Origin of the sequence: Kocuria sp. CPCC 205260 (genome assembly GCF_040981045.1) — a bacterium.
Classification (GTDB): Bacteria; Actinomycetota; Actinomycetes; order Actinomycetales; family Micrococcaceae; genus Kocuria; species Kocuria palustris.
Genome location: NZ_JAVKPT010000008.1, coordinates 61,991 through 88,838, shown reverse-complemented (window position 1 = coordinate 88,838; position 26,848 = coordinate 61,991). Strand labels below are relative to the sequence as shown.

Here is a 26,848-nt window from a genome sequence, read left to right as displayed (position 1 = left end):
TGGCTAGACTCACCGACTGATGAGCGAGCACAGTTCCCCCGATCAGACCGCGCCCGAGACCGACGACCAGACCGGCGGGGATGCGGATCCCACCCGCTTCCACCGCCAGCCGCTGTCCTTCGTGCGCCGCGGCGACCGCCTGACCCATCGCCGGCAGAGGGCCTGGGACGAGCTGGCCCCCGAGCGGATCCTTCAGGTCCCGCGCGAGATCACCGACACCTCCGTGGCCGCCCACGCCGTGTTCGACCAGGAGGCCGTCTACGGCCGGCGCGCCCCGCTGGTCGTCGAGATCGGCTCCGGGCTGGGCGAGGCCATGGCCCACCGCGCCGCCGAGATCCCCGAGCAGGACTTCCTGGCTGTCGAGGTCTACACCCCCGGTCTGGCCGACCTGCTCTCCAAGTCCGACGCCGCCGGGGCCACCAACGTGCGCGCCGTGCAGGCCAATGCCCCCGAGGTGCTCGAGCATTTCCTGGAGCCGGCCTCGGTCGACGAGCTGTGGGTCTTCTTCCCCGATCCGTGGCACAAGAAGCGCCACCACAAGCGCCGCCTGGTCTCCCCCGGCTTCGTCGAGAAGGTCGCCCGCGTGCTGCGCCCGGGCGCCACCTGGCGACTGGCCACGGACTGGCAGGAGTACGCGATCCAGATGCGCGAGGTCATCGAGGCCGACGGCCGCTTCGAGAACCTGCACCCCGGCCCCCTGGCCGATGACGCCCAGCCGGATCAGGGCTGGGCGCCGCGCTGGGAGGGCCGCACCCTCACCAGCTTCGAGCGCAAGGCCAGGGAGGCCGGGCGCACTCCGCGGGATCTGACCTACCGCTTCTCGGGCTGATCCCCGGCGGGGCCGGCCTCGGCGCCCGGCTGGGCGCCGGCCTCCGGGCGCCCCTCGACCGACGACCCGTCGGCGTCCGGGCTGCGGGGCTCGTCCTCCTGAGCGGGGAACGTGCCCGTGCCCCAGTCGTAGTCCACGGGACGGCCGTTCTCATCGGTGCGCTGGTACCAGTCGGTGTACTCGCTGGCCGAGGAGTCGAAATCGGCCGCCGTGGCCCACTCCCGGTCGGGGCCGTCGGCCTTCTGCACGGCGAGCATGAAGTCGTCGCCGTGCTCGTCCACGCCGTGGCGCACGGCCTTCTCCAGGGCCCATTCCCCGTAGGCGCTGCGCAGGATGTAGGGGTCGGTGCGCAGATCCTTGTGAAAGGCCACGGCCATGGCGAAGATGATCAGCGTGAACGGCAGCGCGGTCACGGTGATCATGTTCTGCAGTCCGGTCAGGGCGTTCTCACCACCGACCAGCAGCAGCACGACCGCGATCCCGGCCATGCACAGGCCCCAGAAGACGGTGACGAGCTTGCGGGGCTCGGGGTTGCCCTTCTGCGACATCTGCGAGGCCACGACCGAGGCGGAGTCCGCCGTGGTGATGAAGAAGACCGCGAGCATCACGATCACGATGCCCGTCACGATCGCCCCGCCGGGCAGGGTGTCTGCCACCACGAAGAAGATCTCCTCCGGGGCGGCAAGGGTCGCGGCGGTCCCGTCCGGGGCGATGGTCTGGTTCTGCAGCTGCTCCCGGATGGCGGTGCCGCCCAGGATCGTGAAGGCCAGCACCACGATCGACGACGGGATGAACAGCACGCCGAAGATGAACTGCCGGATCGTGCGCCCGCGCGAGATCTTGGCGACGAACACGCCCACGAACGGCGACCACGACACCCACCAGGCCCAGTAGAACGTGGTCCATGAGGAGAGGAACTCCTGCATCTCGGGGCCGTCGGACATCGAGGCGGAGAGCATCGTGGGCAGCTCCGCGAAGTAGGTGACCACCACGGCGGGGACGTAGTTCGCCAGGAACGCCGTGGGCCCCACGATGAAGAAGAACAGCGCCAGGGCCACCGCCAGCACCATGTTGATGTTGGACAGCCAGCGGATGCCGCGGGAGACCCCGGAGACCGCCGAGGCGATGAACCCGGCGGTGAGCAGGGCGATGATCATCAGCGCCATGGCGTTGCCGGTCTCGCCCAGGCCGGCGAAGATCTCGACGCCGCGACCGATCTGCAGCGCCCCGATGCCGAGCGAGGCGGCCGTGCCGAACAGCGTGGCGATGATCGCCAGGATGTCGATGATCTTCCCCGCGGCGTTGTCCGTGCGCCCGTCGCGGAAGAACGGGGCGAACACCGAGCTCATCAGCGGGACGCGGCCGCGGCGGTAGGAGGCGTAGGCCACGGCCAGGCCCACCATGCCGTAGATCGCCCAGGCATTGAGCCCCCAGTGCAGAGCGGCCTGGGCCGAGGCCAGCTTCATGGCCTCCTGCGTGGCCGGATCCACCGAGCCGGGGCGCGGGGAGAGGAAGTAGGTCATGGGCTCGAACGGCCCGAAGAAGATGATGCCGATGCCGATGCCCGCCGCGAAGAGCATGGCCGCCCACGACGCGGTGGAGTACTCGGGCTTGTCGGTGTCCAGCCCCAGGGGGATCCGCCCGTAGCGCGACAGGGCGAGGCACACCAGGTAGATCAGCAGCCCCACGGCCAGGGAGTTGAAGGCCCAGCCCATGTTCACGCTGGTCCAATGCAGCGCTGCCGTGGAGATCTCGGTCAGCGACTGCGTGTCGAGCAGTCCCCACACGATGAACGCCAGGATCAGCGCTCCGGAGACCACGGTGACGATGCGATCCACGCCGTAGCGGTTGAGCTGGTCGTCCACCGAGATACCGGGCACCAGCACCGGGTGGATGTTGTGCGGGTAGTTGATCTCCCGCAGGAAGGATCGCCCTGCTGCGGCCTCCTTCCCGTGTCGTCGGGATGCGGCGGGGGTGCCGGGCGCTTCGCTGCTGGGCATGGGGGGGGACCTTCGGTGTCGCGGGTGATGTGGACCGTTTCACCATAGGCGAAGGCGGCGGCCCGTCCCGGGGAGGACGGACCGCCGCCTTCACAGCCTCGACGTCCGAGTGCCGCTGTGCTGCCTCAGGGCCGCTGCCGCTCCGTCGCGGAGGCGCGCCCCTGGGCGCGGCTCGGGCGGTAGAGCATCAGCGCCCGGGAGCTGGACAGCTCGGGGCGCTCGGTCGGCAGGCGGCGCCTGCCGCGGGGCAGGCGCACGATCTCGCCGGAGGGCATGGCCGCGAACACGGACTGATCGGACTCCAGCTGCTCGAGGGCCTCGTCGCGCTCCTGCGTGAGCTCGGTGACCCGGTGCTGCAGGGCGGCGACCTGGTTCTCGAGCTCGATGATGCGCTTGATCCCCTGCAGGGAGACGCCATCCTGGGACAGCTCCTGGACCTGGCGCAGCTTCTCCACATCGCGCTGGGAGTAGCGCCGGGCGCGCCCAGGCGCCCGGGACGGGCGCACGAGTCCGAGGCGGTCGTACTGGCGCAGGGTCTGCGGGTGCATGGACGCCAGCTCGGCGGCCACGGAGATCACGAACAGCGGCTTGTCCGCGTCGAGAGCCATTGCACTCACGTTCCTTTCCAGATGATGGGGTTCCAGTGTCCCGGCGGGGGGACCCGGGAGCGTTCCCGGGTCCGCGGCGCGAGGCCGGGCCCGGAGCCGGCTCACGCGCCGGCGCGCTCCATGAGCTTGGCCCGAGGATCCTCGCCGGCGGTGGCGGCGGCGAAGTCCTCGACCGCCTTGCGGGAAGCCTCGTCGAGATCGGCCGGCACCGCCACCTCCACCGTGACGATCAGGTTGCCCTGGCCCTTGGACGAGTGCACGCCCTGGCCCTTCACGCGGAAGCGGCGTCCCGAGGACGTCCCGGCGGGGATGCGCAGCGACACGGTGCCTCCGGTCGGCTTGGGGACCTGCACGGTGGCACCGAGCGCGGCCTCCGGGAAGGAGATCGGCACCGTCACCTGGAGGTCGTCGGTGTCTCCCTTGCGGGAGAAGACGGGGTGGCCGCCGACCTTGACCGTGAGGATCAGATCGCCGGGGCCGCCCGGGCCGCTGTGGCCCTTGCCCCGCAGCTTGAGCTTCTGCCCGTCGCGCACGCCCTGCGGGACCTTGACCGTGGTGGTCTCGCCGTCGCCACGGCGCAGCCGCACCGTGGTGCCCTTGAGCATGTCGTCGAAGGAGATCAGCGTGGATGTGGTGAGGTTCTCGCCCTTGGCAGGCGGCTGAGGGGACTCGTAGCCGTCGAAGCCTCCGGCGCTGTAGCCGCCGCTGTAGCCCCCACCGCCGAAGCCGCCGCCTCCGAAGAGGTCCTCGAAGCTGAAGCCTCCACCGCCGCCGGTGGTGGTGTAGCGGGTGCGGGTGCGCCCGCCCCCTCCGAAGGCGTCGCCGAACAGGTCCTCGAAGCCCCCGCCTCCGGAGCCGCCGGCGAAGCGGGCGCCGGAGCCCATGGCGCGGATCTGGTCGTACTGCTGGCGCTCCTCAGGGTCTGCGAGGACGTCGTGCGCCTCGGAGATCTCCTTGAAGCGGGCCTCCGCCTCCGGGTCACCGGGGTGGCGATCCGGGTGATGCTTCTTGGCGAGCGTGCGGTAGGCCTTCTTGATCTCGGCGTCGGTCGCGTCCTTGGAGACGCCCAGAACGCCATAGAAGTCCTTGTCGATCCAGTCCTGACTGGCCATGACGCCTCCTTTCAGGGGCAGTTGACGGTGTCGGTGTGCGGCCGGCCCGCTTCTTCGGGGCCTGCCGGGGAGCTGACGGGGCCGCCCGCCGAGGCGGACGGCCCCGTCAGCTCAGGTGCTCGAGCCGCAGGCGGCGGCTCGGGGCGCGGTGCTCGTGAGCGCTCGGGCTCACTCGCCCGGGGCCACGGCCACCTGGGCCGCGCGCACCACGCGCCCGCCGACGCGGAAGCCGGAGCGCAGCACAAGCGAGACGTGATCCGCCTCGACGCCCTCGGCCGGCTGCTGCAGCACGGCCTCGTGCACGTTCGGGTCGAAGGCCTCCCCGACCGCGCCCACGCGCTCCAGGCCGCTGCGCTGCAGCGTGTCCTCGAGCTTCTCGGAGATCCGCGCGAAGGGGCCGTCGGTGATCTCCCCGGCCTGGCGGCCGGCGTCGATGTCGTCGAGCACCGGGATCAGCGAGCCGATGACATCGGCGACGACGTGGTCGCGCAGCTGCTCGCGCTCGCGCGCGGTGCGGTTCTTGTAGTTCACGAACTCGGCCTGCAGGCGGCGCAGGTCCTCGAGGCGCTCGCGGGCGAGGTCATCGCCCTCGGGCTGCTGGTCCTGATCGGCCTGGCGGGCCTCCTCGGTCTGCTCCGCGCCCAGGACGTCCTCCGGGGTCAGCGGCTGCTCTGCCGAGGTCTGCTCCTGATCCTGAGCGGGCTGCTCGGAATCGCCGGGCTCCTGGCCCTGCGAGCGCGGATCCTCTGGGTTGGTGGTCATATCTGGCTCCTCAAGCGGTGGGTCGCCGTGCCCGGCCGCTCGGCCTGCGGCTGCGGCGCACGACGGGGTGCGGATGCGGGTGAGGCCCGCCCGGCGCCGTCGCAGGTCCGTCGCTGCTGGGCGACGGATCCTGCGCGGCGCTCGGGCGAGCCTCAGGTGCGGGTCACTTCGAGGAGGAGTCGTCCGTCTCATCGTCCACGACCTCGGCGTCGACGATGTCCTCGTCCTCGTCCTGAGCGGGCTGCTCGCCTGCGGCAGCGCCCTCGGCGCCGTCCTGCGAGTACACGGCCTCGCCGATCTTGCCCATGGAGCCCTGCAGCTTCTCGACGGCCGACTCCACGGCGGAGTCGTCGTCGCCCTCGAGCGCGGTCTTCACCGCGTCGATGTCCGCCTGGACCTCGGTCTTGACGTCGTCCGAGAGCTTCTCGTCGTTGTCCTTGACGAGCTTCTCGGTCGAGTAGGCCAGCTGCTCGGCGTTGTTGCGCATGTCCGCGGCCTCGCGGCGCTTCTTGTCCGACTCGGCGTTGGCCTCGGCATCCTTGACCATGCGATCGATGTCCTCCTGGGACAGCGAGGTGCCGCCGGTGATCGTCATGGACTGCTCGGTGCCGGTGCCCTTGTCCTTGGCGGACACGTGCACGATGCCGTTGGCGTCGATGTCGAAGGTGACCTCGATCTGCGGCACGCCGCGCGGGGCCGGCGCGATGCCGGTCAGCTCGAACGTGCCCAGGTTCTTGTTGTCCCGGGTGAACTCCCGCTCGCCCTGGAAGACCTGGATCGAGACCGAGGGCTGGTTGTCCTCGGCGGTCGTGTAGACCTGCGAGCGCTTGGTCGGGATGGCCGTGTTGCGCTCGATCAGCTTGTTCATGACGCCGCCCTTGGTCTCGATGCCCAGCGACAGCGGGGTCACGTCGATCAGCAGCACGTCCTTGCGGTCGCCCTTGAGCACGCCTGCCTGGATGGCGGCGCCGATCGCGACGACCTCATCCGGGTTGACGCTCTTGCTGGGCTCCTTGCCGCCCGAGAGCTCCTTGACCTTCTCCACGACCGCGGGCATGCGGGTCGAGCCGCCCACGAGGACCACGTGGTCGATGTCCGAGACCTTGATCCCGGCCTCCGAGATGACATCCCGGAAGGGCTTCTCCACGCGGGCCAGCAGATCCGAGGTCAGGGACTCGAACTTGGCGCGGGTCAGGGTCTCATCCAGGTGCACCGGGCCCTCGCTGGTGACGGAGAGGTACTGCAGCGAGATGTTGGTCGAGGAGGCGGAGGACAGCTCCTTCTTGGCCTGCTCGGCGGTCTCCTTGAGGCGCTGCAGGGCGATCTTGTCCTTGGACAGATCCGCGCCGGTCTTGGACTTCACCTGCTCCAGCAGCCAGTCGACGATGCGCTGATCCCAGTCATCGCCGCCCAGGCGGTTGTCGCCGGCGGTGGCCGCGACCTGGATGGTGGAGAAGTCGTCGTCGTCCTTGCCGACCTCCAGCAGGGAGACGTCGAACGTGCCGCCGCCGAGGTCGAAGACGAGGATGTTCTCGTCCTCCTTGCCCTTCTCCAGGCCGTAGGCCAGGGCAGCCGCGGTGGGCTCGTTGATGATGCGCAGGACGTTCAGGCCCGCGATCTCACCGGCCTCCTTGGTGGCCTGGCGCTCGGCGTCGTTGAAGTAGGCGGGGACGGTGATGACCGCATCCGTGACGTCGTCGCCCAGGTAGGACTCGGCGTCCGTCTTGAGCTTCATGAGCGTGCGGGCCGAGATCTCCTGCGGGGTGTACTTCTTGTCGTCGATCGTGGTCGTCCAGTCCGTGCCCATGTGGCGCTTGACCGAGGCGATGGTGCGATCGACGTTCGTGACGGCCTGTCGCTTGGCGACGGCGCCCACGAGGGTCTCGCCGTCCTTGGAGAAGGCGACGACCGACGGGGTGGTGCGGGCGCCCTCCGCGTTGGCGATGACGACGGGCTCGCCGCCCTCCAGCACTGCGACGCAGGAGTTGGTGGTGCCCAGATCGATGCCGACTGCTCGAGCCATGGTGGTTCCTCCTTCTGCCGAAGCCTCTGACGGGGCTTTCGGATCTGTTCTGCGGTGCTCAATCTGCGAGCGGTTGCCGGATCCTTCAGCCCCGGACGGCCTCTCGTTGAGCTTTCTGGACTCAAGTATAGCCCTGCCAACCTTCATGTCAAGAAGACTTGAGTCAGTTCGTATCAACTTTCCGATGTGCCCGTGCACTCCGCTGTCCCGCGCTCGTCAGGGCCCGCTCATACGCCGCACATGCATGCCGCCTACACTGGAGCGCATGTATCGCATCGCAGTCGTGTGCACCGGCAACATCTGCCGCTCGCCGATGGCCGAGCTGGCCCTCGAGCGCGAGCTCGATCGCGCCGGGCTCGCCTCATCGGTCGAGGTGGACTCCGGGGGCATCTCGGACGAGGAGCACGGCAACCCCGTGGACCCCCGGGCGGCGCGGGTGCTCGAGCGCGAGGGGCTCGATCCCTCCGGGCACAGCGCCCGCCAGGTCACCCTGCAGTGGTTCGAGGACCACGACCTCCTGCTGGCCATGACTCCTGAGCACGCTCGGGCCCTGCGCGCCATGGCCCCGGAGGGCGCCCAGGACCGGGTGCGTCTGTACCGCTCCTTCGACCCGCAGGCCGCCGATCTGCCCGAGTCCGAGCAGGGCGTGGCGGACCCCTGGTACGGCGGGGCCGAGGGCTTCGAGAGCACGTGGGAGATGGTCGTCGACGCGCTGCCGGGGATCGTCGAGCACGCCCGCGAACAGGCAGGGGCCTGAGCCATGCAGGACGTCGAGCTGCACATGGACCCCGCGATCGCCGAGCGCAACCCCTCGGGCATCGCCCTCATGCATCAGCTCACCGAGCCGATCCACCGGCCCCACCTCATCGGGATCGACGGGCGCTCCGGAGCGGGCAAGACCTCGCTGGCCGGGCAGCTCGCGCAGGTGCTGTCCGTGACCCGAGATGTCGTGGTCTTCCACCTCGAGGACCTCTACCCGGGCTGGGACGGCCTGGATCGGGGCATCGCCATGTACGAGGAGTCCATCCTCTCCCCGCTGCGCGACGGCCGGGACGCCTACTGGACGGCGTGGGACTGGCTGGCCGACTCGCCGGGCGGACCGCGGCTGACCCGTGCTGCGGAGATCGTGGTCCTGGAGGGTGTGGGAGCCTGCAGCGCACCGGCGCGAGAGGTCCTCGACGTCTCCGTGTGGGTCGAGCTGCCGGAGGCCCAGCGCCGGGAGCGCGCCCTGAACCGCGACAGCGGCTTCGAGCCCTACTGGGACATGTGGGCCCAGCAGGAGCTGGACTACCTGCAGCGCGATCCCGTGTGGGAGTCCGCCACCATCATCCAGCCCGGCCCCACCGGCTGAGCCCTCGGCCTCACTGCCAGATGAAGCGGTGGGTCCCCAGCAGCTCGGAGACCGCCGGCGCGGCCGCCGCCGCTGCAACCGCGACCCCCAGCAGCAGGGCATCGGCCCGTCCGAAGCGCAGAGGTCGAGCCCAGGTGCGGCTGCCGGCGTCCACCACCCCGCCGAAGCCGCGCACCTCCATGGTCACGGCCAGCCGCGAGGCCCGCCGCAGGGACTGCACGAGCAGCCCGAACGCGCGCCCGCCCAGCTCCCGCACCGCCGCCAGGGGGGCTCGGGAGCCGCCGACGCCGCGTGCCCGACGAGCCGTCACGAGCACCTGCCACTGGTCGATCATGACCGTGACCAGGCGCAGCCCCACGAGCGCGGCCAGCACGACCCGCACCGGCAGCCGCATGGTCCGGGCAAGCCTGTCGGCCAGATCGGTCGGGTCGGTGCTCAGCAGCAGCATGACGCCCGGCAGGGCCAGGGCCAGCCCACGCAGCGCGATCGCGGCCCCGGCGGCGATCGAGCCCGAGGTCAGCTGCAGGGGCCCGGCACTCACCCACAGGTGCCCGCCGGCATCCGAGAGAACCGCGGTGCCCCAGCCCGAGAGCAGGGCGGCCACCAGCAGGGGCCAGATCCGCAGCAGCAGAGCACCGGGCCGCTGGCCGATCGCAGCCAGGCCCACGAGCTCCACGGCCAGGATCAGTCCGGAGGTCACGGGATCCGCCGAGAGCAGCAGCGCCAGGCTCAGCACCGCGACGGCCCCGAGCTTGGCCAGGGCGTCGCGGCGAGCCAGGGCGCCCCGCTGCCGAGCGGGCGCGCTCGTGGGCCGCGCTTCCTCCGTCGGCCGGGTCCGGGGTCGCACCGCGATCTCCTCGGCTCCTAAGGCGCGGACCAGGTCATCGTCATGGGTCACGACCACGACGCAGCGGCCCTGCCGCACCTGCTCGGCCAGCAACTCGACGACGGCCGCCCAGGTCACTGCGTCCTGCCCGAAGGTGGGCTCGTCCAGGATGAGGATCTGGGGTGCTGCAGCCATCACCGTGCCCACGGAGAGGCGGCGCTTCTGACCCCCGGAGAGGGTGAAGGGATTGGCCTCGGCGTGGGCCGAAAGATGCAGCCGCTCGAGCAGCTCATCCACGCGGCGGGCGATCTCGTCCTCGGGGACCCCGGCCCGGCGCGGGCCCACGGCGAGCTCCTCGCGCACCGTGCCGGTGAGGAACTGATGCTCGGGCTCCTGGAAGACCGTGCCGATGCGCTCCACAAGCTCCGGGCCGGACCATACCGAAGGATCGTTCGGCAGCCCTCCGGCGAGGCTGCCGGCAGCGCGCACCATACCGGCGCTCGGCACGAGCAGACCGGCCAGCGTCAGGGCCAGCGTCGACTTCCCGGCGCCGTTCGGCCCGGTCAGCGCGAACGCGCTGCCGGCGCGCAGGCGCAGGTCCACCGGCTGCGCCGCCGGGGCGCCGGCCCAGGCCCCGTCGGGCACCGCGTCACCGCGGCGCACGCGGCGACGGCGGCGGGAGAGCAGGCGCTGCGAGGGCTGCTCGCGTGAGACCTCGAGCCCGTCGGCGCGCAGGAGCAGCTCACCGGGGGCGGGGGCCGGGGCGACCGCGGCGGCGCGCTGGCCCGGCAGCCAGATGCCGGCGCGGCGCAGCTGCTCGCGCTGGGCCCCTCGGGCGCCGAGGACGTCCTCGGGGCTCCCGTCGGCCAGCACTCCCCGCGGCCCCAGGACCACGACGCGCTCCACCAGATCCGCCCAGACCTCGGTGCGGTGCTCGACCACGATCAGTGTGGCCCCGGTGTCCTCGACCACCGACTCGACCGCCCTGCGGACGGTCACCACCCCCTCTGGATCCAGGTTGGCCGTGGGCTCGTCGAGCAGCAGCAGGCGCGGGCGCATGGCGGTGATGCCGGCCAGGCCGAGGCGCTGCTGCTGCCCGCCGGACAGCGCCGAGGTGTCCCGGCTGCGGGAGATCTCCAGCCCCACGGCCCGCAGGGCGGCATCGGCTTGGTCCCAGATCTCCTCGGCGGGCACGGCCAGGTTCTCCGGGCCGAACGCGACGTCGTCGCCGGCCCTGGCCAGCAGGATCGAGGACTCCGGATCCTGCTGGAGCAGGCCGGTGACGACGCCGCGCTGGGCTGCGGGCTGTCCGTCCACGAGCAGTTCGCCGCGCGGGCCGCTGCCTCCGGAGGGCGCTGCGCGACCGCCGTCGGGCCCCGGCCCGGGGGCATCGTCCTCGGTGTCCGGGAGCACGCCCGCCAGGGCGTGCAGCAGCGTGGACTTGCCCGAGCCGCTGGCGCCCAGCAGCAGCACGCGCTGCCCCGCGGGGATCTCGAGGTCCACCTGCTCGATGGCTGGGGTCTTCCGACCCTCCGGCTGCCAGCCGAAGCCGCGCGCGAACACGGCGGCTCCGCCGCGCACGGCCCTGTCGGCTCCGTGCGTGCGAGCGGTCATCGACCGGAGGCCAGGCCCGAGAGCACTCCTGTGGAGCGCAGAGCGCGCGTCAGTGCCCACATGGCAAGACCGGCGATGACCGCCCCGGACACCGTGCCCAGCACGACGTAGACCGCCTGGTGGGCCATCGGCCACTCGTAGTAGTAGATCAGGCACTCGGTCAGTGTCCCGAGCGCTCCGGCGGCAGCGCCCGAGGCCACGGCCACGACCGGGCCGAAGCGGCGGTACCCGGCGGCCAGGAAGACGGCCTCCGCCGCCGCGCCCTGGATGAGACCGGAGAGCACGACCGTCATGCCGAAGTGGGTGCCCAGCAGCCCCTCGAAGCACGCCGCCAGCAGCTCGCAGGCCAGTGCTGCGCCGGGGCGGCGGATGATGAGGGCGGCCAGCGGTCCGGCCATCAGCCATCCGCCGACCAGCAGGCCGCCCGCCGGGGGATAGCCGACCGTGACGGCCTGGGAGAGGGGGTAGACCAGAGCGGACCAGGCCCAGAAGATCACGCCGCAGGCGGCGGCCAGCACTGCGAGGACCACGAGGTCGAGCACGCGCCACCTCAGGCGGGAGCGCGCGCTGCGCTGCGGGGAGCCGAAGGTTCCGGGGTCGCGGTCCGAGCGCGTATCGAGGCCGGATCCGCTGCTCATCTGACTGGTGCTGCGATGCTGCGTCATGGTGGTCCTCCTGGGGGCCCGGGGACGCCGCGGCGCCCCTGTCATCAGGAGGGGAGAAGCGCTTCTCGCGCGATGCTGCGTGGGCGGGCGCCCGCAGGAACGCGCGAGAAGCACCTCCGAGATGCTCGACTTCCTTCGCCGGTGCTAGCCGGAGCAGGTTCGAGGGTCTGCGGCGGACCGCACTCTCAGCGCCCTCGGGCGCTCCCCTGTCGTGTGCCTGGGATCCTACGCCAAACGCGCAGCACATGCAGGTCACCCTCAGCCGGACCCGGAACGGATGAAGGCGCCGGGAGCACACGGCTCCCGGCGCCTTCGCCATCGATCAGCAGGCCGCGCGCAGCGGCCAGCCCGGACCGGTCGAGATCAGCCGCGGCCCTTGGCCTTCTCCTGCGCCTTGAGCTCGGCCTTCTCGCGCTGCTCGGCGACCTGGCGGTTGACCAGGGTCCGCACGACCGTGGTCAGCACACCGCTGACCACGGCGAACAGGACGATGTCGAGCCAGCGGTCCTCACGGGGGTCGTCGCCCTTGGACGGGACCTGGCGGCCGGTGACCTTCTTCCACGTGGCGTCGAGGCCCTTTGTGGCGGCCTGCACGCCCAGCACGGACGCGCCGGTGCCGATGAGTCCCATGATCTTGGGGTTCATGTCATCTCCTACCCCGAGTGAGCCACTCGGGAGATCGCGGAACCGGCGCCTCAGCCGGCGCCGGAGGTTCGGTGCTCACCCTAGCGCGCTCGGCGAGCCGTTGCGGATCACGACGGGCGGTCCGCGCCGCCCTGCGACTCGGCGGTGTCGGCCTCGTCCAGGGCTGCGGCCAGGTCATCGGCGATCAGCGTCTCATCGAGCACGTGCTTGGTCCGATAGCTCGAGCGCCCCACCATGTGCGCCGAGACCGGCGCCGTGAGCAGCATCAGGGCCCAGCCCAGCAGGGCCAGCGGCAGCAGCGTCCACTCGCGGGAGTGGATCACCACGGCCAGCAGCATGCACAGCAGACCGAGCACCTGCGGCTTGGTGGCCGCGTGCATCCGCGACAGGACGTCCGGCAGCCGGATCAGGCCGAGGCCGGCCGTCAGGGACATGAGGCAGCCCACGAGCAGCAGCACGCCCACGACGATGTCGAGCACGAGGTCCATGGGATCCATCAGCGGTGTCCCTCCTTCTCGGACGGGGCGGGCTTCTGCATCGGGGCGGGCCGGTGATCCTGCTCGGCCCGCTCGCCCTCGACCGGCTCCTTGGTGGCGCCCTCATCGGTCTGGCCCGTCTTCCGTGGCCGCGTGGGCTGGACGAACCGCGCCACAGACACCGAGCCGATGAAGCCCAGCAGCGAGACGGTCACGATGACCATCATGTAGTCGGAGTGATCGCTCCAGACCATCTCCAGGGCGATCGCGGCGACCACCACGGAGAGCAGGACGTCGCTGGAGAGCACGCGGTCCAGCAGCGAGGGTCCCTTCACCAGTCGGTACAGCACGCCGGCGGCCCCACCGGCGAGCATCACGAGGCACACGGCCATGACGATGGTGCTCATCGGCTCTGCTCCTCATCCCGTCGTTCGGCCTTCGATCTGTGGGCGTAGCCCGCCCAGCTGCGCAGCACGGCCCGGGGGTTGAGTCCACGGCCCTTCTGGGCGTCCTCGCGCCGCAGCGCGGCGTAGTCCTCCGGAGAGCCCATCATGCGGATCCAGGCAGCCTCGGTGTTGCGCACGGACTCCCGGAAGTGCTCGATGTCCTCGTCGTCGTGCACGTCCAGGACGTGGAAGTAGAGGGTCGCGTTCGGACGGTCCACCTCCAGCAGCACCGAGCCCGGGATCAGTCCCATGGTGCTTCCGGTGGCCGTGAGGATCAGATCGGAGTGCGAGCGCATCTGCACGGCGGTCACCGACGAGGAGGCCCTGGGCCCATGGGCGATCACGGTCCACATGACCTCGAAGCTGGCGCGGATGACCTGCCACAGGAAGGTGACGAACAGGGTCACGGCGTGCAGCACGTTGAAGCGGCTGGACAGCTGCACGGGCGGCAGTGCCAGCGCCCGGGTGACCAGCAGGGACAGCACGAGTCCCACCAGGAGGTTCTTGGCCGTCAGCTCGCCCCACAGCACGGCCCATACGAGCATGAGCCACAGGATCAGGGGGATCTCCACGGCCCAGCGGTGCTCGCGCCGCCGGGGCCGGGCGGATGAGGACCCGCGGGATGTCGCTGTCGAGCTCACTGATCTGCCTCCTCGGACTGCTCGGAGCCCTGCCGCTGCGCGTCGGCCTCGGCCGAGGGCCGCGAATCCGTGCCGTCGTAGACCTCGCGCTGGATGCCGGCGCCGCTGTCCTCGCCCACATCCTCCCCGTACTGCTCGCCCTCCGGCACGCTCGGTGCGGCAGGGTCGTCGGAGCTCGGGTCCTCGCCGTCGTCCACGACGCCGCGCGGTCCCGATTCGTCGCCGAAGACCGCCTCGACGTAGCGCTCGGGGTGCATGAGGTTCTCCGCGGCGTTGTCGGCCACCGAGAACAGCGGTCCCGCGAAGACCGTGAGGGCGACCCCGACCGCCACGAGCATCCCGGTGGGCATCACCATGAAGAACGGCATGAGCTGCACGTTGCTGCGACCGGCCCACCGGCCGCCGCCCTCGGCCTCCATGGACACCGAGGCGGCGCTGCGGGGCCCGTGCTCCCGTGCCTCGTCCCGGGAGACCAGCAGGACCGGATCCGGGTAGTCGGCGTCGTCGGGGGCGCGCAGGAACGCCTTGTTCCAGATGCGCATCAGGGCCATCAGCGTCAGCAGCGAGGTGAGCACGGAGCCGGCGATCACGACCCAGATGGCCCAGCCGCCCTGGTCGGTGCCCGCCTGGATCAGGCCCACCTTCCCCAGGAAGCCGGAGAACGGCGGGATGCCGCCCAGGTTCAGCGCGGGGATCATGAACAGCAGGGCCAGCAGCGGTGACAGCCCGACCAGACCGCCCAGGCGGTCCGTATTGGTCGACCCGCCCCGGCGCTCGATCAGACCGGCCACCAGGAACAGGCTGGTCTGGATGATGATGTGGTGGACCACGTAGTAGAGCACCGCGGCCAGCGCGGTCTGCGAGCCGACCGCGATGCCGAAGATCATGTAGCCGATGTGGCTGACCAGCGTGAACGACAGCAGTCGCTTGATGTCGATCTGGGCCAGCGCTCCCAGGATGCCCACGACCATGGTGAGCAGGGAGACCCACAGCAGCAGCTGGTCCGCTCTGTCCCCGGGGAACAGCAGCGTCTCCGTGCGGATGATCGCATAGACGCCGACTTTGGTGAGCAGTCCCGCGAACACGGCCGTGACGGGTGCCGAGGCCGTGGGGTAGGAGTCGGGCAGCCAGAACGACAGCGGGAAGACCGCGGCCTTGATGCCGAAGGCGATCAGCAGCATCAGGTGCAGCTGCATCTGCGTGCCCACCGGCAGATCGCCGAGCTTCACGGCCAGATCCGCCATGTTCACGGTGCCGGTGGCCGCGTAGATCATCGCGATGGCGATCAGGAACAGGACCGAGGAGATCACGGAGACGACCACGTAGGTCACGCCGGCCCGGATGCGCTGGGCCGTGCCGCCCATGGTCATCAGGACGTAGGAGGCCATCAGCAGGATCTCGAAGCCCACGTACAGGTTGAAGAGATCACCCGCCAGGAACGCGTTCGAGACGCCTGCGACCAGGATCAGGAACGTGGGGTAGAAGATCGAGATGGGGCCGTCGTCGTCGCCGTCGGCGATGCCCTGCCCGGTCGCGAACAGCAGCACCGCCAGCGAGACCAGGGTCGAGACCACGAGCATGATGGCCGAGAGCTGGTCCACGACCAGCACGATGCCGAACGGGGCCTGCCACCCGGCGATGTTGATCGAGGTGGGGGCCGACTCCCATGCCGTGGCCAGCACGAGGCACTCGGCCAGCAGCGTCAGCGACAGCGACACGATCGCCACGAAGCGCTGGGCCCGGTTGCGGCGCACCAGCACCAGCGACAGCGCCGCGCCCAGGAAGGGCAGGACGATGGCCAGCGGAGCGAGCTGGATGATGTCGAAGCTCACCGCCGTCCCTCCTTGCGCTGACGCCGCCGCTCAGCGGACTCATGCTCCCTGCGGTGGCGTGCCAGCTCCTCGGCCCTCTCCTTCTCGTGCTTGTCGATCTCGTCGTCGTCGAACTCCGAGTCCTCCTCGGGCACCTCGGCGTCCAGCTCCTCGTCGTACGACGACTGGACTGCCACGCGGCGGTCCTCGGCGTCGTCAGTGATCTCATCGCGATGGGAGAGCACCCAGGAGCGGTAGATCATGCCGAGCAGGAACGCGGTGATCGCGAAGCCGATCACGATCGCCGTGAGCACGAGCGCCTGCGGCAGCGGGTCCGAGTAGGCCCTCGGGTCCAGACCTGAGTCGTAGAGCGGCGAGCGCCCTGGCAGCCCTCCGGTGTGCAGCAGCAGCAGGTTGGTGCCGTTGGTCAGCAGCATGATGCCCAGCAGCACGCGGGTCAGCGAGCGCTCGAGCAGCATGTAGACGCCCACGGCGTAGAGCACGCCCATGACCACCAGCATGGTGAGGTTCAGGCTCATCGTCGTCCCTCCCCCGTCCGGTCGTCATCGGTGCTCGTGCGCTTGCCGGCGCTGAGGATCTGCTGCCGGTCCATGCCCCCGCCGCCGAAGTCCTTGAGGTCGGTCTCGGAGACGGTGACGTCCTGCGTGGCGTCGCTCTTGGTCAGGTCGACGTCGTCGCTGGCCTCTTCGCGCAGGACGGTGATCGCCCCGGTGCTGCCCGGGTCCGAGGAGGGGCGGCGCACCACGCGGATGCGGGCACCGCCGCGACCGGCGGCACGACGACGGCGGCGCAGCGCCTCGTCCTCGGTGTGCCGATCGATCTGCCCGCCGAGCGAGCGCAGGACGTCCAGGACCATGCCCACGACCACCAGGTAGACGCCGACATCGAAGATCATGGCGGTCACGAACTTCACCTCGCCGATGATCGGCCAGGTCCACTCGAACGTGTAGCTCTGCATGATCGAGCCGCCGAAGAAGATCGGGGCTATGGCGTAGACCGCGGCAATGGCCAGGCCCAGGCCCAGCATGGTGCCCGCGTTGATGGGCGTCGAGCGCCACAGCTCGTAGCGCCCGCCCGCGAGATAGCGCAGCGTGAGCGCCAGACCGGCGGTCAGGCCGCCGGCGAATCCGCCGCCGGGGAGGTTGTGACCGGCGATCAGGAAGTACAGCGAGACCATGATGATCGTGTGGAACAGCAGCCGGGTCACGATCTCGAGCACGATCGAGCGCCGCTCCGGGGACAGCGTGCGCCCGGCCACTATGTAGGGATCGTCCTCGTCGCCGCGGAAGGACCGCGAGGCGCGGTCGAACTCGGTCTCGAAGCTGCGCGCGGTGATCTCGGCGCGCTGGCGGATCTGGCGGATCTGCCCGGTGCTGGGCTGAGCCGTGGCGTGCGGGCGGTCCCGGCGCCCGAGCACGAAGATCAGCGAGGCGATGCCGGTGGCTGCCAGGACCAGCACGGAGATCTCCCCGAACGTGTCCCACACGCGGATGTCCACGAGCAGCACGTTCACGACGTTCGCGCCGTCGCCCTCCTCGTAGGCCAGCCGCGGCATGGCGAACGAGACCGGGGACTCGGTGCGCGAGGCCATGGAGAAGGCCGCCAGCAGCATCATGAAGCCGCCGAAGAGGATCGCGATGATGGCCCGCGGCAGGCGGGTGCGATCGGCCTTGCGGTCCCACACGGGCGCCGGCAGGGTCCGCAGCGCCAGCACGAAGGCCACCAGGGCGATGGTCTCCACGAGGGTCTGGGTCAGCGCGAGGTCCGGAGCGCCCTGCAGGGCGAAGGTCAGCGCCAGGCCGTAGCCCGTCACGGAGACGAGCAGCACGGCCAGGAAGCGCTTGCCCGCGCGCAGCACGGCCAGGCACGCGCCGATGATCAGCGCGGCCGCCACGAGCTGTCCCCACGAGTCCGCGATGCGCATGGAGCCCAGCGGCGGGGTCTCGTAGAGGAACAGGACGGTGACCGGCACGACGATCGCCGTGATCAGGATGACCGAGAGGTAGAAGCTCAGCGAGCCCCTCTGGGTCTTGCCCGTGACCCACACAGCCAGCTTGTCCAGGGAGTCGATGACCTCGCGGTAGATCCGCTCGGCCGGGGTCATGTGCGGCAGGGAGTGCAGCACCGCGGCCAGCGTGCGGCGATTGGCGTGCATGAGGAGCCCGAGCGCGATGATCCCCAGCGAGATCAGCAGCGCGCCGTTGATGCCGTGCCACAGCGCCAGGTGCAGCGTGGCCTCGCCGGCGAACTCGCCCACCCAGGGCAGCAGCGAGTGCTCGACCGGTCCGGGCACGAAGCCGTAGACGATCGTCAGGACGGTGAGCACCACGGCAGGGGCCACGAAGGAGCGGGCTGCGTGGTGGGCCGGGGTGCGCATGGGCCGGCCGTCCTCGCCCGTGGGCAGCTGGGCGAACGCGCTGCGCTTGACCCCGAAGGCGCCCCACACGAAGCGGGCCGAGTACACGACGGTGAACACCGAGCCGAGGATCACGCCGAGCAGGCGGATCCAGGCCAGGGCGTCTCCCGTGTCCGCCTGGACGTCGTGGAGCAGGGTGCCGAGCACGGCCTCCTTGGCCACGAAGCCCCCGAACGGCGGGACGCCTGCCATCGAGGCCGCCGCGATGATCGCCACGACCAGCAGGACGGGCATCTGGCGACCGACCTCGGAGAGCTTGCGGATGTCTCGGGTGCCGGTTTCGTGGTCGATGATCCCGACCGTGAGGAAGAGGGTCGCCTTGAACAGCGCGTGGCCCACGAGCAGCGCCATGCCGGCCAGGGCGGCGTCGGGGGTGCCGACGGACAGGACCAGGATCATGAAGCCCAGCTGGGACACGGTGCCGTAGGCCAGCAGCAGCTTGAGGTCGTACTGGCGCATGGCGACCCAGCCGCCGAAGACCATGGTGCCGACGCCCAGCGTGAGCAGCATGGGCTGCCAGGCGGCGGTGTCCGAGTAGCCCGGGGCCAGCCGGGCCACCAGGTAGACGCCGGCCTTCACCATGGAGGCGGCGTGCAGGTAGGCCGAGACGGGCGTGGGGGCGGCCATGGCCTCGGGCAGCCAGAAGTGGAACGGGATCAGCGCCGACTTGGTTACAGCGCCCACGAGCAGCAGCGCGATCGCGACGTCGATGATCGGCCCGTGCGAGGCCAGCTGCGGACCCATGGCCACGAGCTCGGAGATCCGGTAGGTGCCGGCGCTCTGCCCCAGCAGGATGACGCCCACGAGCATGGTCAGGCCGCCGGCGGTCGTGATGATCAGGGCCTGCATGGAGGCGCGACGAGCCGAGAGCCGGACGCGGGCATACCCGATGAGCAGGAACGACAGGACGGTCGTGATCTCCCAGAAGATGAACAGAAGCAGGAGATCATCGGCCACGACGAGCCCGTACATGGCCCCGGCGAAGGCGACCAGCTGCGCGCCGAAGGAGCCCGTGTCCGGAGAGTCCTCCGAGAAGTAGCGGGCGCAGTAGGCCAGCACGAGCGCACCGATGCCCAGCACGATCAGCGACATCACCCACGCCAGGGAGTCGGTGCGCAGGGCGATCGCCAGGTCCATGGTGGGCAGCCAGGGGATCACCTGCTGCCACTGCCCGGAATGCGCGGCCCCGCCCTGCAGCAGCACCCAGATGAACGAGGCCGCCGGCACCGCCGCGATGACGTAGAAGGCGGACCGGCCGAAGCGGGTGAACAGGAGCGGTGCGAGCAGAGCGATGGCTGCGTGGGCTATCAGCACTGCCAGCACGTGCGCCTCCGTTGCGGCTCGAGGAGTCGACGACCAGCGGCTCTGCAGGCCGGCCGATCGGTCGAGGGACCGGCGACGAGGGCAGCGGCTCGTAAGTCGTCTTGCGGGGTCGTCTTGCGGGGAACTGCCCAGCAGACTACCAACTCGCCGGCAGGCCCCGCCGTGCCCAGGGCCACCTTCACCTTGTCGCGAAATCGTCCGACGGCCGCCGTCACCCCTAGTCTTCAGCATCATGGAATCCACTGCGCGGCCCGCGGCCGTCGATCCGACGGTTCCCCCTGCTCCGCTGTCCCCCGCCGGGCCCGGCGCCCTGCGCTCCTGGTACCTCTACGACGCCGCGATCTCCGTGATCGATGCGCTGATGATCACGTTCGTCTTCGGGACGTACCTGACGTCAGGGTCCTTCGGCAGCACCGAGCACGCCACGCAGATGCTGTCCCGGGGAACGGTCGTGGCCGCGGTGATGATCGCCGTGGCGGCTCCGCTGATCGGCTGGCTCTCCGACCGCAGCGGCCGCCGATCGACCGGCATCGCCGTGTTCACAGGGATCTGCGCGGCGTGCACGGCAGCCTGCTTCCTCGTGCGCCCCGAGGAGCAGCTGCTCATGCTCGGCGTCGTCCTGCTCAGCGCCGCCAACGCGGCCAAGGAGCTCGCCGTCGTGGACTACTACGCGGCCCTTCCCGGGCTGACCTCCCCGGAGTCGATCGGACGCGTCAGCGGACGCGGCTGGGCTGTCGGCTACATCTTCTCGATCCTGGCCACCGCGTTCGTGCTGTTCGGCTTCATCACGCCCGGCTTCGTGGGGCTGCCCACGGACGAGGCCCTCAACGTCCGGGCGGTCGCCCTGTTCTGCGCCGTGTGGTGCGTCGTCCTGGCTGTCCCGCTGATCGTGAGCCTGCGCCGCATCGAAGTCCGGTGTCCCAGCCACCGGGTCCCGGGCACCGGCGGCGGAGCTCTGGCTCCCTACCGGGAGATCGTGCGCATGGTGGTCCACCTCTGGCGCACAGATCGTCGGGCGCTGCACTTCCTCGCGGCCTCGGCCGTGTTCCGCGACGGCCTGTCCGCCGTGTTCGCCTTCGGCGGCCTGATCGCTGCGGGGACCTTCGGGTTCAGCCTCACCGAGGTCATGATCTTCGCGATCGCGGGCAACCTGATCGCGGGCCTCGGTGCACTGCTGGGCGGCCAGCTCGACGACCGCCTGGGTCCCAAGCCGGTGATCGTCGCCGCACTGGCCCTGGTCGCCGTGGCCGGCACCGCCCTGATGCTGCTCGAGGGCAAGGGGGCCTTCTGGGTCTGCGGCCTGGCGCTGTGCGTGGCGGTCGGCCCGGCCCAGGCCTCGTCGCGGTCCTATCTGGGGCGGCTGACCACCGAGGGCACGGAGGGCTCCCTCTACGGGCTCTACGCCACGACCGGGCGTGCGGTGAGCTTCCTGGCCCCACTGCTGTTCGGGACGGCCATCGGCGTCTTCGGTGAACAGCGCTACGGGATCCTGGGCATCGTGGCCGTCGTCCTGCTGGGCCTTCTCATGATGATCGGGCTGCCCACGCGGCCCCGGCCCGCCGTGGCCGCCGCCGAAGCGGTCTCCACCGCGCACACCGCCTGAGTCCTGCAGCATGCGGCTGCGCACAGCAGCCCGCACCGCCCGAGTGCTCCTCAGCGCGGCAGCTGCGTGCGGTGGAAGCTCAGGTGCGAGCGCGAGGCCGTGGGTCCGCGCTGGCCCTGGTAGCGGTTCTGGTGATCCCCCGTGCCGTAGGGCTCCTCGGCGGACGACGACAGCCGGAAGAAGCACAGCTGCCCGACCTTCGAGCCCGGCCACAGCTTGATCGGCAGCGTGGCCATGTTGGACAGCTCGAGGGTCACGTGCCCCGAGAAGCCCGGGTCGATGAAGCCCGCGGTCGAATGCGTCAGCAGGCCCAGGCGCCCCAGCGAGGACTTGCCCTCGAGCCGGGCGGCGATGTCGTCGGGCAGGCTCACGCACTCGTAGGTGGAGCCCAGCACGAACTCGCCGGGATGCAGCACGAAGGGCTCCTCCGGATCCACCTCCACGAGCCGGGTCAGCCCCGGCTGCTCGATCGACGGGTCGATCACGGCGTGCTTGTGGTTGTCGAAGAGCCGGAACCATCGATCCAGGCGGACGTCGATGCTCGAGGGCTGGATGAGGTCGAGGTCGCAGGGCTCGAGCCGGACCCGCTGGGCCTCGAGCTCGGCGCGGATATCGCGATCGGAGAGCAGCACGGCTGCCACGGTAGTCCACGCGGGCGCCCGACGCATTGGCGCCGTGTCGTGGACTGCGCTAGAGTCGGCGTTCGTCGCGCGGCTGTAGCTCAATGGTAGAGCGCACGCTTCCCAAGCCTGATACGCGGGTTCGATTCCCGTCAGCCGCTCTCTCGTCGGCCTGCGCCGACCGCGCCCGCAGACCCTCCGGTCTGCGGGCGCTTCTCATCGGAAAGGCCCGTCCCGCTGCGGACGGGGCGCTTCGTGCGGCCGCAGCCCCGACGCCACACGCATATGCCGTCAGCGGCATCCGAGCTTCCCCGCACCCCTGCTCGCGTCTCGTGAAAGGCAGCCATGCTGCGCACCATGTTCACCGGCAAGATCCACCGCGCGACCGTGACCCACGCGGATCTGCACTACGTGGGCTCCGTGACCGTCGACCTGGACCTGCTCGAGGCCGCCGACATCCTCCCGGGCCAGCTGGTCCACATCGTCGACATCACCAACGGGGCGCGCCTGGAGACCTACACGATCCCCGGCGAGCGCGGCTCGGGCGTGATCGGCATCAACGGCGCCGCCGCCCACCTCGTGTCCGTGGGCGACCTCGTGATCCTGATGGCCTACGCCCAGATGGACGACCAGGAGGCCCGCACGTACGAGCCGCATGTCGTCCATGTGGATGCCGGCAACCGCATCGTGCACCTGGGACAGGACCCCGCCGAGGCCGTCGTCGGGGACGTGAAGACCCCCGATCACGCCGTGAGCTCCCCGGACGCGCGCGCCGAGCTGGGCGAGCGCGGCTGAGATGGCCGGGGTCCTCGCGGGATTCGCGGTCATCTGGATCATCATCCTGGTGGGGGCCATCGTCTACCGCGCGGGGATCCTGGGCGATGCCGGCCAGCGCTCCCTGAGCGCCTTCTCCTTCTGGGTGGCCTCCCCCTGCCTGCTGTTCCTGACGGTCTCCGGGGCGGACGTCTCCCAGATCTTCTCCGCCCCGCTGCTCGTGGCCCTGGTCTCCGCCTGGGCCACCGCCTCGCTGTGGTGGGGCTTCGCCTTCGCACGGCGCGCCCTGCGGCGGCGGGATCAACGGGATCGGGCCGCGCAGAGCCTCCCCTCGGCCGACGACGACGGCAGCTCCATCGAGCGCCGCGGCGCCCAGGGCGGACGCGCGCGGCTGGGCTCCGTGATCATGTCCGGACAGTCCGCCTCGATGGTCAACTCCGCCAACCTGGGCATCCCGCTGACGACCTTCGTGCTCGGCGATGCCTCGGCCGTCGTGCCCGTGATCCTGTTCCAGCTGGCGATCTACACGCCCATCTACCTGGCCCTCATGGACATCGCAGTGCTCGGGCGCCGCCCGAACCCGCTGTCGCTGCTGCGCTCTGTGGCCACGAATCCCATGATCCTGGGCTCGCTGCTCGGCGTGGTCTTCTCGGCCACCGGCTGGCAGCTGCCGACCGTGGCCCACCAGCCGATCGAGCTGATCTCCGGGGCGGCCATCCCGTGCATGCTCGCCGCGTTCGGGATGTCGCTGGTCTCCCACCGCCCGCTGCAGGGCACTCGCGCCCACCGCCAGGAGGTCGCGCTGCTCTCCGCGCTGAAGCTGATCGCCCAGCCCGTCCTGGCCTGGCTGTTCGGCCTCGCCCTGGGCCTGGACCCCGCCATGCTCTACGGCGTGGTCCTGATGGCGGCGCTGCCGACGGCGCAGAACGTCTATGTGGCGGCCGTGCGCTATCGCAGCGCTGAGGCCGTGACCCGCGACGTCGTGCTCGTGACCTCCGTGGCCGCCATGGGGACCATGGCCGTCGTGGCCCTGCTGCTCGCCTGAGCCGCCCCCGTTCACCTGCCGTTGCGCGACTTTCGGGGACTCGCCCAGATGATTGTGTGCCAATTCACATCTGGGAGTATTCTGGGCCGTGGAGGTGCCTGCCGTGTCCACGGTGCGCCTCGCACGAATCGAGCACACGGAGGAACCTCGTGAGAGCAGAGCACCATCGGCGAAGGCTGCGCACCGCAGCGCTCGCCTCGATCGGAGCACTGATGCTGGCGGGCTGCGCATCGGATGATGGCGGTCCCACCGAGCTGACGTGGTACATCAACCCGGACAACGGGGGGCAGGCCACGATCGCCGAGCAGTGCTCCGCGGACTCGGGCGGGAAGTACACCATCACCACCTCGCTGCTGCCGCGCGATGCCGCCACGCAGCGCGAGCAGCTGGCCCGCCGCCTGGCTGCCGGCGACAGGTCCATGGACATCATGTCCCTGGACCCGCCCTTCATCCCCGAGCTGGCCGAGCCGGGCTTCCTGGCCGCACCGCCGCAGGAGCTCGTGGAGACAGCTACGCAGGACACCCTCGAGGGCGCCCAGGCCGGTGCGCAGTGGGACGGCGAGTACGTCTCCATCCCGTTCTGGGCCAACACGCAGCTGCTGTGGTACCGCAAGTCCGTGGCCGAGGCCGCCGGGCTGGACATGACCCAGCCCGTGACGTGGGAGCAGATCATCACGGCCGCGAAGGACCAGGACAAGTACCTGGGAGTGCAGGGCGTGCAGGGCGAGTCCATGACCGTGTGGGTCAACAGCCTCGTGGAGTCCGCCGGCGGCTCGATCGTGGAGGGCGACCCCGCCTCGGTCGACACCCTGGAGCTCGCGCTCGATTCCGAGGCCGGGGGCAAGGCCGCAGGCATCGTCGGGACGATCGGCGAGGAGGGACTGGGCGGTCCGGGCATCGACACCCAGGACGAGAACGCCGCCATGGAGCAGTTCCGCGGCGAGAAGGGCTCGTTCATGGTCAACTGGCCGTTCATCTACTCCGCCACCCAGGGCGCTGTCGCGGAGGGCTCGGTCGAGCAGTCCGTGATGGACGACATCGCCTGGACCACCTGGCCCCGCGTGGACGCGGACACCCCGTCGGCTCCCCCGCTGGGCGGCATCAACCTGGGCGTGGGCGCCAGCTCCGAGAACCAGGACCTGGCATGGGAGGCCATCGAGTGCATCTCGGACCCGGCCAACCAGGCGCAGTACATGGTCTCCGACGGCAACCCCGCCTCCTCCTCCTCTGCCTACGAGGACAAGGCCGTGCAGGAGGCCTACCCCATGTACGAGGCTATCCGCGAGTCCCTGGACAGCGCCGCCCCGCGCCCGCAGACCCCGTACTACAACGAGATCTCCTCCGGCATCCAGCAGGAGTGGACCCCGATCCATGAGGTCAACGAGAACACCCCGGCGAACTCGCAGGAGTTCATCGACTCCGTCCTGAAGGGAGAGTCGCTGCTGTGAGCACCTCGACTCAGGGCCGCCGACGGCCCGCCTCCGCCCCGGTCTCCGACCGGCTGAAGTCCGAGCGCCGCCTCGGCTGGCTGCTGGCCGGACCGGCCTTCGCGGTCATGCTGCTGGTGACCATGTACCCCATCATCCAGGCGCTGTTCGACTCGCTGTTCTCCTACCGCCTCACGGCCCCGGATGACCGCGAGTTCATCGGCCTCCAGAACTACTGGACGGTCCTCACGGACGGTGTGTTCTGGAAGGACCTGTGGGTCACGTTGCTCATCACGCTCGTGACCGTCGCCGTGGAGCTCGTGCTCGGCTTCGCGCTGGCGCTGGTCATGCACTCGGCGATCAAGCAGCTGCGCGGCCTGCTGCGCACCGTGATCCTGGTGCCCTACGGCATCATCACGGTCGTGTCGGCCTTCGCCTGGTTCTACGCCTTCGACATCAACACCGGCTACGTGAACTCGTGGTTCGCCTGGCTGCCGGTCATCGGCCCGGACTTCAACTGGTTCGGCCAGAGCTGGTCCGCGCTGCTGGTGATCATGGCCTCCGAGATCTGGAAGACCACGCCGTTCATCTCCCTGCTGCTGCTCTCGGGCCTGGCGCAGGTGCCGAACGAGCTCGGCGAGGCCGCCAGGGTCGACGGCGCCGGCTGGTGGGAGCGCATGGTCAAGGTGACCATCCCCTCCATGAAGGCCGCCATCATGGTCGCGGTCGTCTTCCGCGCCCTGGATGCCTTCCGCATCTTCGACAACATCTACATCATGACCAACGGCCAGTACGGGACCGAGTCGCTGTCGCTGCTGGCCTACCGCACCTCGATCACCCGTCTGGAGATCGGCCTCGGCTCGGCGATCTCCGTGATCCTGTTCATCTGCGTCCTGCTGATCGCCGTCGTGGCCATCAAGGGCTTCAAGGTGGATCTCACCGGAAGGAAGGGCTGATCCCATGACCGGCAAGCAGAAGCTCGGCTGGGCGGTCATCACCGTCCTCGTCCTCGTGTGGTGCCTCTTCCCGGTGCTCTCGATCCTCATGAACTCCTTCAAGTCCGCCTCGGACCTGACCTCGGGCGGGTTCATCCCCACCCAGTTCACGTGGGAGAACTACGAGATGATCTTCGTGGGCTCGGCCCAGGACCTCTTCGTCCCGGCGCTGCGCAACTCGATCGGCATCACGCTGATCGCCACGGCGATCGCCGTGGTGCTGGCGACCCTGTGCGCCTACGCCATCGCCCGCCTGGACTTCCGCGGCAAGTCCCTGATCCTCACGACCTCGCTCATGGTCTCCATGTTCCCCGTCGTGTCGATCGTGACCCCGCTGTTCAACATGTGGCGCCAGATCGGGCTCTACGACACCTGGCTGGGCCTGATCCTGCCGTACCTGTCGCTGACCCTGCCGATCTCCATCTGGACGCTGGCGGCCTACTTCCAGCAGATCCCGTGGGATCTGGACTCCGCGGCCCAGGTCGACGGCGCCACCACCCTGCAGTCCTTCCGCAAGGTGATCGTGCCCATGGTGACCCCGGGCATCTTCACGACCGCGATCATCGCGTTCTTCATCGCCTGGAACGACTTCGTGTTCGGCATCGGCCTGACCTCGACCTCGGCGGCCCGCCCCGTGCCGGCCGCACTGGGCTTCTTCACCGGCGCCTCGCAGTTCGAGGACCCCGCCGGCGCCATCTCCGCCGCCGCGATCGTGGTCACCATCCCGGTGGTCCTGCTGGTGCTGCTGTTCCAGCGCCAGATCGTCGCCGGCCTCACCCAGGGCGCCGTCAAGGGCTGACCCCCGGCACGGACCC

Annotated in this window: 24 protein-coding genes, 1 tRNA gene and 1 riboswitch; of the genes, 10 read left to right on the top strand and 15 right to left on the bottom strand. The window is 70.3% G+C overall.

The window, feature by feature from the left end:
- Positions 1 to 19 precede the first annotated feature (19 nt).
- Complete coding sequence (trmB, locus tag RF645_RS11605) at positions 20 to 829, top strand: tRNA (guanosine(46)-N7)-methyltransferase TrmB (RefSeq protein ID WP_171004075.1); 810 nt, start codon at positions 20 to 22, stop codon at positions 827 to 829.
- Here trmB and RF645_RS11600 read toward each other — a convergent pair.
- The 5 genes from RF645_RS11600 to dnaK form a co-directional block, all read right to left on the bottom strand.
- A complete protein-coding gene (locus tag RF645_RS11600; protein WP_058870759.1) occupies positions 811 to 2,829 on the bottom strand; it encodes a BCCT family transporter in 2,019 nt (672 codons plus the stop codon). The two genes, trmB and RF645_RS11600, sit on opposite strands and share 19 nt — an antisense overlap.
- A 125-nt stretch (positions 2,830 to 2,954) precedes the next feature.
- On the bottom strand, positions 2,955 to 3,437 hold the full coding sequence (locus RF645_RS11595) for a heat shock protein transcriptional repressor HspR (protein ID WP_058870760.1): 483 nt from the start codon (positions 3,435 to 3,437) through the stop codon (positions 2,955 to 2,957).
- 101 nt (positions 3,438 to 3,538) lie between these two features.
- A complete protein-coding gene (locus tag RF645_RS11590; protein ID WP_058870761.1) occupies positions 3,539 to 4,549 on the bottom strand; it encodes a DnaJ C-terminal domain-containing protein in 1,011 nt (336 codons plus the stop codon).
- 168 nt (positions 4,550 to 4,717) lie between these two features.
- Positions 4,718 to 5,311 carry a nucleotide exchange factor GrpE gene (grpE, locus tag RF645_RS11585; RefSeq protein ID WP_058870762.1) on the bottom strand — a complete coding sequence of 198 codons (594 nt, stop codon included), beginning with the start codon at positions 5,309 to 5,311 and terminating at the stop codon, positions 4,718 to 4,720.
- A gap of 163 nt (positions 5,312 to 5,474) precedes the next feature.
- Entirely contained in the window at positions 5,475 to 7,334 is a 1,860-nt protein-coding gene (gene dnaK / locus RF645_RS11580) for a molecular chaperone DnaK (RefSeq protein WP_368819113.1), read from the bottom strand.
- Positions 7,335 to 7,599: 265 nt separating this feature from the next.
- Between dnaK and RF645_RS11575 the strand changes: the two genes are divergently transcribed.
- Positions 7,600 to 8,091 carry a low molecular weight protein-tyrosine-phosphatase gene (locus RF645_RS11575; protein ID WP_058870764.1) on the top strand — a complete coding sequence of 164 codons (492 nt, stop codon included), beginning with the start codon at positions 7,600 to 7,602 and terminating at the stop codon, positions 8,089 to 8,091.
- A gap of 3 nt (positions 8,092 to 8,094) precedes the next feature.
- Positions 8,095 to 8,685: a hypothetical protein gene (locus RF645_RS11570; RefSeq protein WP_006213843.1), complete on the top strand. Its 591-nt coding sequence runs from the start codon at positions 8,095 to 8,097 to the stop codon at positions 8,683 to 8,685.
- A gap of 10 nt (positions 8,686 to 8,695) precedes the next feature.
- Here the strand turns inward: RF645_RS11570 and RF645_RS11565 are convergent, their stop codons facing one another.
- From RF645_RS11565 to RF645_RS11525, 9 genes are all read right to left on the bottom strand, one after another.
- Positions 8,696 to 11,125 (bottom strand): ATP-binding cassette domain-containing protein, encoded by a 2,430-nt coding sequence (locus tag RF645_RS11565; protein WP_058870765.1) that lies wholly within the window; start codon positions 11,123 to 11,125, stop codon positions 8,696 to 8,698.
- Positions 11,122 to 11,790: an ECF transporter S component gene (locus RF645_RS11560; protein ID WP_201023854.1), complete on the bottom strand. Its 669-nt coding sequence runs from the start codon at positions 11,788 to 11,790 to the stop codon at positions 11,122 to 11,124. Before RF645_RS11560 ends, RF645_RS11565 begins: the two co-directional genes overlap by 4 nt.
- A gap of 113 nt (positions 11,791 to 11,903) precedes the next feature.
- Positions 11,904 to 12,008, bottom strand: a riboswitch (TPP riboswitch).
- 145 nt (positions 12,009 to 12,153) lie between these two features.
- Positions 12,154 to 12,435 carry a DUF4235 domain-containing protein gene (locus tag RF645_RS11555; protein ID WP_058870766.1) on the bottom strand — a complete coding sequence of 94 codons (282 nt, stop codon included), beginning with the start codon at positions 12,433 to 12,435 and terminating at the stop codon, positions 12,154 to 12,156.
- A gap of 107 nt (positions 12,436 to 12,542) precedes the next feature.
- Positions 12,543 to 12,932: a monovalent cation/H(+) antiporter subunit G gene (gene mnhG / locus RF645_RS11550; RefSeq protein WP_024289798.1), complete on the bottom strand. Its 390-nt coding sequence runs from the start codon at positions 12,930 to 12,932 to the stop codon at positions 12,543 to 12,545.
- Complete coding sequence (locus RF645_RS11545; RefSeq protein ID WP_082676849.1) at positions 12,932 to 13,318, bottom strand: monovalent cation/H+ antiporter complex subunit F; 387 nt, start codon at positions 13,316 to 13,318, stop codon at positions 12,932 to 12,934. The genes mnhG and RF645_RS11545 overlap by 1 nt, the downstream gene beginning before the upstream one ends.
- Complete coding sequence (locus RF645_RS11540) at positions 13,315 to 13,998, bottom strand: Na+/H+ antiporter subunit E (RefSeq protein WP_058870767.1); 684 nt, start codon at positions 13,996 to 13,998, stop codon at positions 13,315 to 13,317. The genes RF645_RS11545 and RF645_RS11540 overlap by 4 nt, the downstream gene beginning before the upstream one ends.
- Positions 13,995 to 15,830, bottom strand: coding sequence for a Na+/H+ antiporter subunit D (locus RF645_RS11535; RefSeq protein ID WP_058870768.1), 1,836 nt, complete (start codon positions 15,828 to 15,830; stop codon positions 13,995 to 13,997). Before RF645_RS11535 ends, RF645_RS11540 begins: the two co-directional genes overlap by 4 nt.
- Complete coding sequence (locus RF645_RS11530; protein ID WP_024289794.1) at positions 15,827 to 16,348, bottom strand: Na(+)/H(+) antiporter subunit C; 522 nt, start codon at positions 16,346 to 16,348, stop codon at positions 15,827 to 15,829. The genes RF645_RS11535 and RF645_RS11530 overlap by 4 nt, the downstream gene beginning before the upstream one ends.
- Positions 16,345 to 19,569: a Na+/H+ antiporter subunit A gene (locus tag RF645_RS11525; protein WP_058870769.1), complete on the bottom strand. Its 3,225-nt coding sequence runs from the start codon at positions 19,567 to 19,569 to the stop codon at positions 16,345 to 16,347. Before RF645_RS11525 ends, RF645_RS11530 begins: the two co-directional genes overlap by 4 nt.
- Before the next feature lie 232 nt (positions 19,570 to 19,801).
- Here RF645_RS11525 and RF645_RS11520 point away from each other — a divergent pair, with 232 nt between their 5' ends.
- Positions 19,802 to 21,172 (top strand): MFS transporter, encoded by a 1,371-nt coding sequence (locus RF645_RS11520; RefSeq protein ID WP_058870770.1) that lies wholly within the window; start codon positions 19,802 to 19,804, stop codon positions 21,170 to 21,172.
- Between the two features lie 50 nt (positions 21,173 to 21,222).
- Here RF645_RS11520 and dcd read toward each other — a convergent pair whose 3' ends face one another.
- Positions 21,223 to 21,804, bottom strand: a complete 582-nt coding sequence (dcd, locus tag RF645_RS11515; RefSeq protein WP_024289791.1) for a dCTP deaminase — start codon at positions 21,802 to 21,804, stop codon at positions 21,223 to 21,225.
- Between the two features lie 78 nt (positions 21,805 to 21,882).
- Here dcd and RF645_RS11510 point away from each other — a divergent pair.
- From RF645_RS11510 to RF645_RS11485, 6 genes are all read left to right on the top strand, one after another.
- Positions 21,883 to 21,953 (top strand) — tRNA-Gly (locus RF645_RS11510).
- A gap of 184 nt (positions 21,954 to 22,137) precedes the next feature.
- The gene (gene panD / locus RF645_RS11505) at positions 22,138 to 22,587 is read left to right on the top strand and encodes an aspartate 1-decarboxylase (RefSeq protein WP_058870771.1); all 450 of its coding nucleotides are present in this window, start codon (positions 22,138 to 22,140) and stop codon (positions 22,585 to 22,587) included.
- Position 22,588: 1 nt separating this feature from the next.
- Positions 22,589 to 23,611, top strand: a complete 1,023-nt coding sequence (locus RF645_RS11500) for an AEC family transporter (RefSeq protein WP_058870772.1) — start codon at positions 22,589 to 22,591, stop codon at positions 23,609 to 23,611.
- A gap of 149 nt (positions 23,612 to 23,760) precedes the next feature.
- The gene (locus RF645_RS11495; protein WP_058870773.1) at positions 23,761 to 25,059 is read left to right on the top strand and encodes an extracellular solute-binding protein; all 1,299 of its coding nucleotides are present in this window, start codon (positions 23,761 to 23,763) and stop codon (positions 25,057 to 25,059) included.
- On the top strand, positions 25,056 to 25,994 hold the full coding sequence (locus RF645_RS11490) for a carbohydrate ABC transporter permease (RefSeq protein WP_058870774.1): 939 nt from the start codon (positions 25,056 to 25,058) through the stop codon (positions 25,992 to 25,994). Before RF645_RS11495 ends, RF645_RS11490 begins: the two co-directional genes overlap by 4 nt.
- A 4-nt stretch (positions 25,995 to 25,998) precedes the next feature.
- Positions 25,999 to 26,832, top strand: a complete 834-nt coding sequence (locus RF645_RS11485) for a carbohydrate ABC transporter permease (protein ID WP_058870775.1) — start codon at positions 25,999 to 26,001, stop codon at positions 26,830 to 26,832.
- The last annotated feature ends 16 nt before the right edge of the window (positions 26,833 to 26,848 follow it).

Bases quoted from the DNA above. Each gene is read 5' to 3' on its own strand.
- trmB (WP_171004075.1), top strand. From the start codon at position 20: ATGAGCGAGCACAGTTCCCCCGATCAGACCGCGCCCGAGACCGACGAC.
- RF645_RS11600 (WP_058870759.1), bottom strand. From the start codon at position 2,829: ATGCCCAGCAGCGAAGCGCCCGGCACCCCCGCCGCATCCCGACGACAC.
- RF645_RS11595 (WP_058870760.1), bottom strand. From the start codon at position 3,437: ATGGCTCTCGACGCGGACAAGCCGCTGTTCGTGATCTCCGTGGCCGCC.
- RF645_RS11590 (WP_058870761.1), bottom strand. From the start codon at position 4,549: ATGGCCAGTCAGGACTGGATCGACAAGGACTTCTATGGCGTTCTGGGC.
- grpE (WP_058870762.1), bottom strand. From the start codon at position 5,311: ATGACCACCAACCCAGAGGATCCGCGCTCGCAGGGCCAGGAGCCCGGC.
- dnaK (WP_368819113.1), bottom strand. From the start codon at position 7,334: ATGGCTCGAGCAGTCGGCATCGATCTGGGCACCACCAACTCCTGCGTC.
- RF645_RS11575 (WP_058870764.1), top strand. From the start codon at position 7,600: ATGTATCGCATCGCAGTCGTGTGCACCGGCAACATCTGCCGCTCGCCG.
- RF645_RS11570 (WP_006213843.1), top strand. From the start codon at position 8,095: ATGCAGGACGTCGAGCTGCACATGGACCCCGCGATCGCCGAGCGCAAC.
- RF645_RS11565 (WP_058870765.1), bottom strand. From the start codon at position 11,125: ATGACCGCTCGCACGCACGGAGCCGACAGGGCCGTGCGCGGCGGAGCC.
- RF645_RS11560 (WP_201023854.1), bottom strand. From the start codon at position 11,790: ATGACGCAGCATCGCAGCACCAGTCAGATGAGCAGCGGATCCGGCCTC.
- RF645_RS11555 (WP_058870766.1), bottom strand. From the start codon at position 12,435: ATGAACCCCAAGATCATGGGACTCATCGGCACCGGCGCGTCCGTGCTG.
- mnhG (WP_024289798.1), bottom strand. From the start codon at position 12,932: ATGGATCCCATGGACCTCGTGCTCGACATCGTCGTGGGCGTGCTGCTG.
- RF645_RS11545 (WP_082676849.1), bottom strand. From the start codon at position 13,318: ATGAGCACCATCGTCATGGCCGTGTGCCTCGTGATGCTCGCCGGTGGG.
- RF645_RS11530 (WP_024289794.1), bottom strand. From the start codon at position 16,348: ATGAGCCTGAACCTCACCATGCTGGTGGTCATGGGCGTGCTCTACGCC.
- RF645_RS11520 (WP_058870770.1), top strand. From the start codon at position 19,802: ATGGAATCCACTGCGCGGCCCGCGGCCGTCGATCCGACGGTTCCCCCT.
- panD (WP_058870771.1), top strand. From the start codon at position 22,138: ATGCTGCGCACCATGTTCACCGGCAAGATCCACCGCGCGACCGTGACC.
- RF645_RS11500 (WP_058870772.1), top strand. From the start codon at position 22,589: ATGGCCGGGGTCCTCGCGGGATTCGCGGTCATCTGGATCATCATCCTG.
- RF645_RS11485 (WP_058870775.1), top strand. From the start codon at position 25,999: ATGACCGGCAAGCAGAAGCTCGGCTGGGCGGTCATCACCGTCCTCGTC.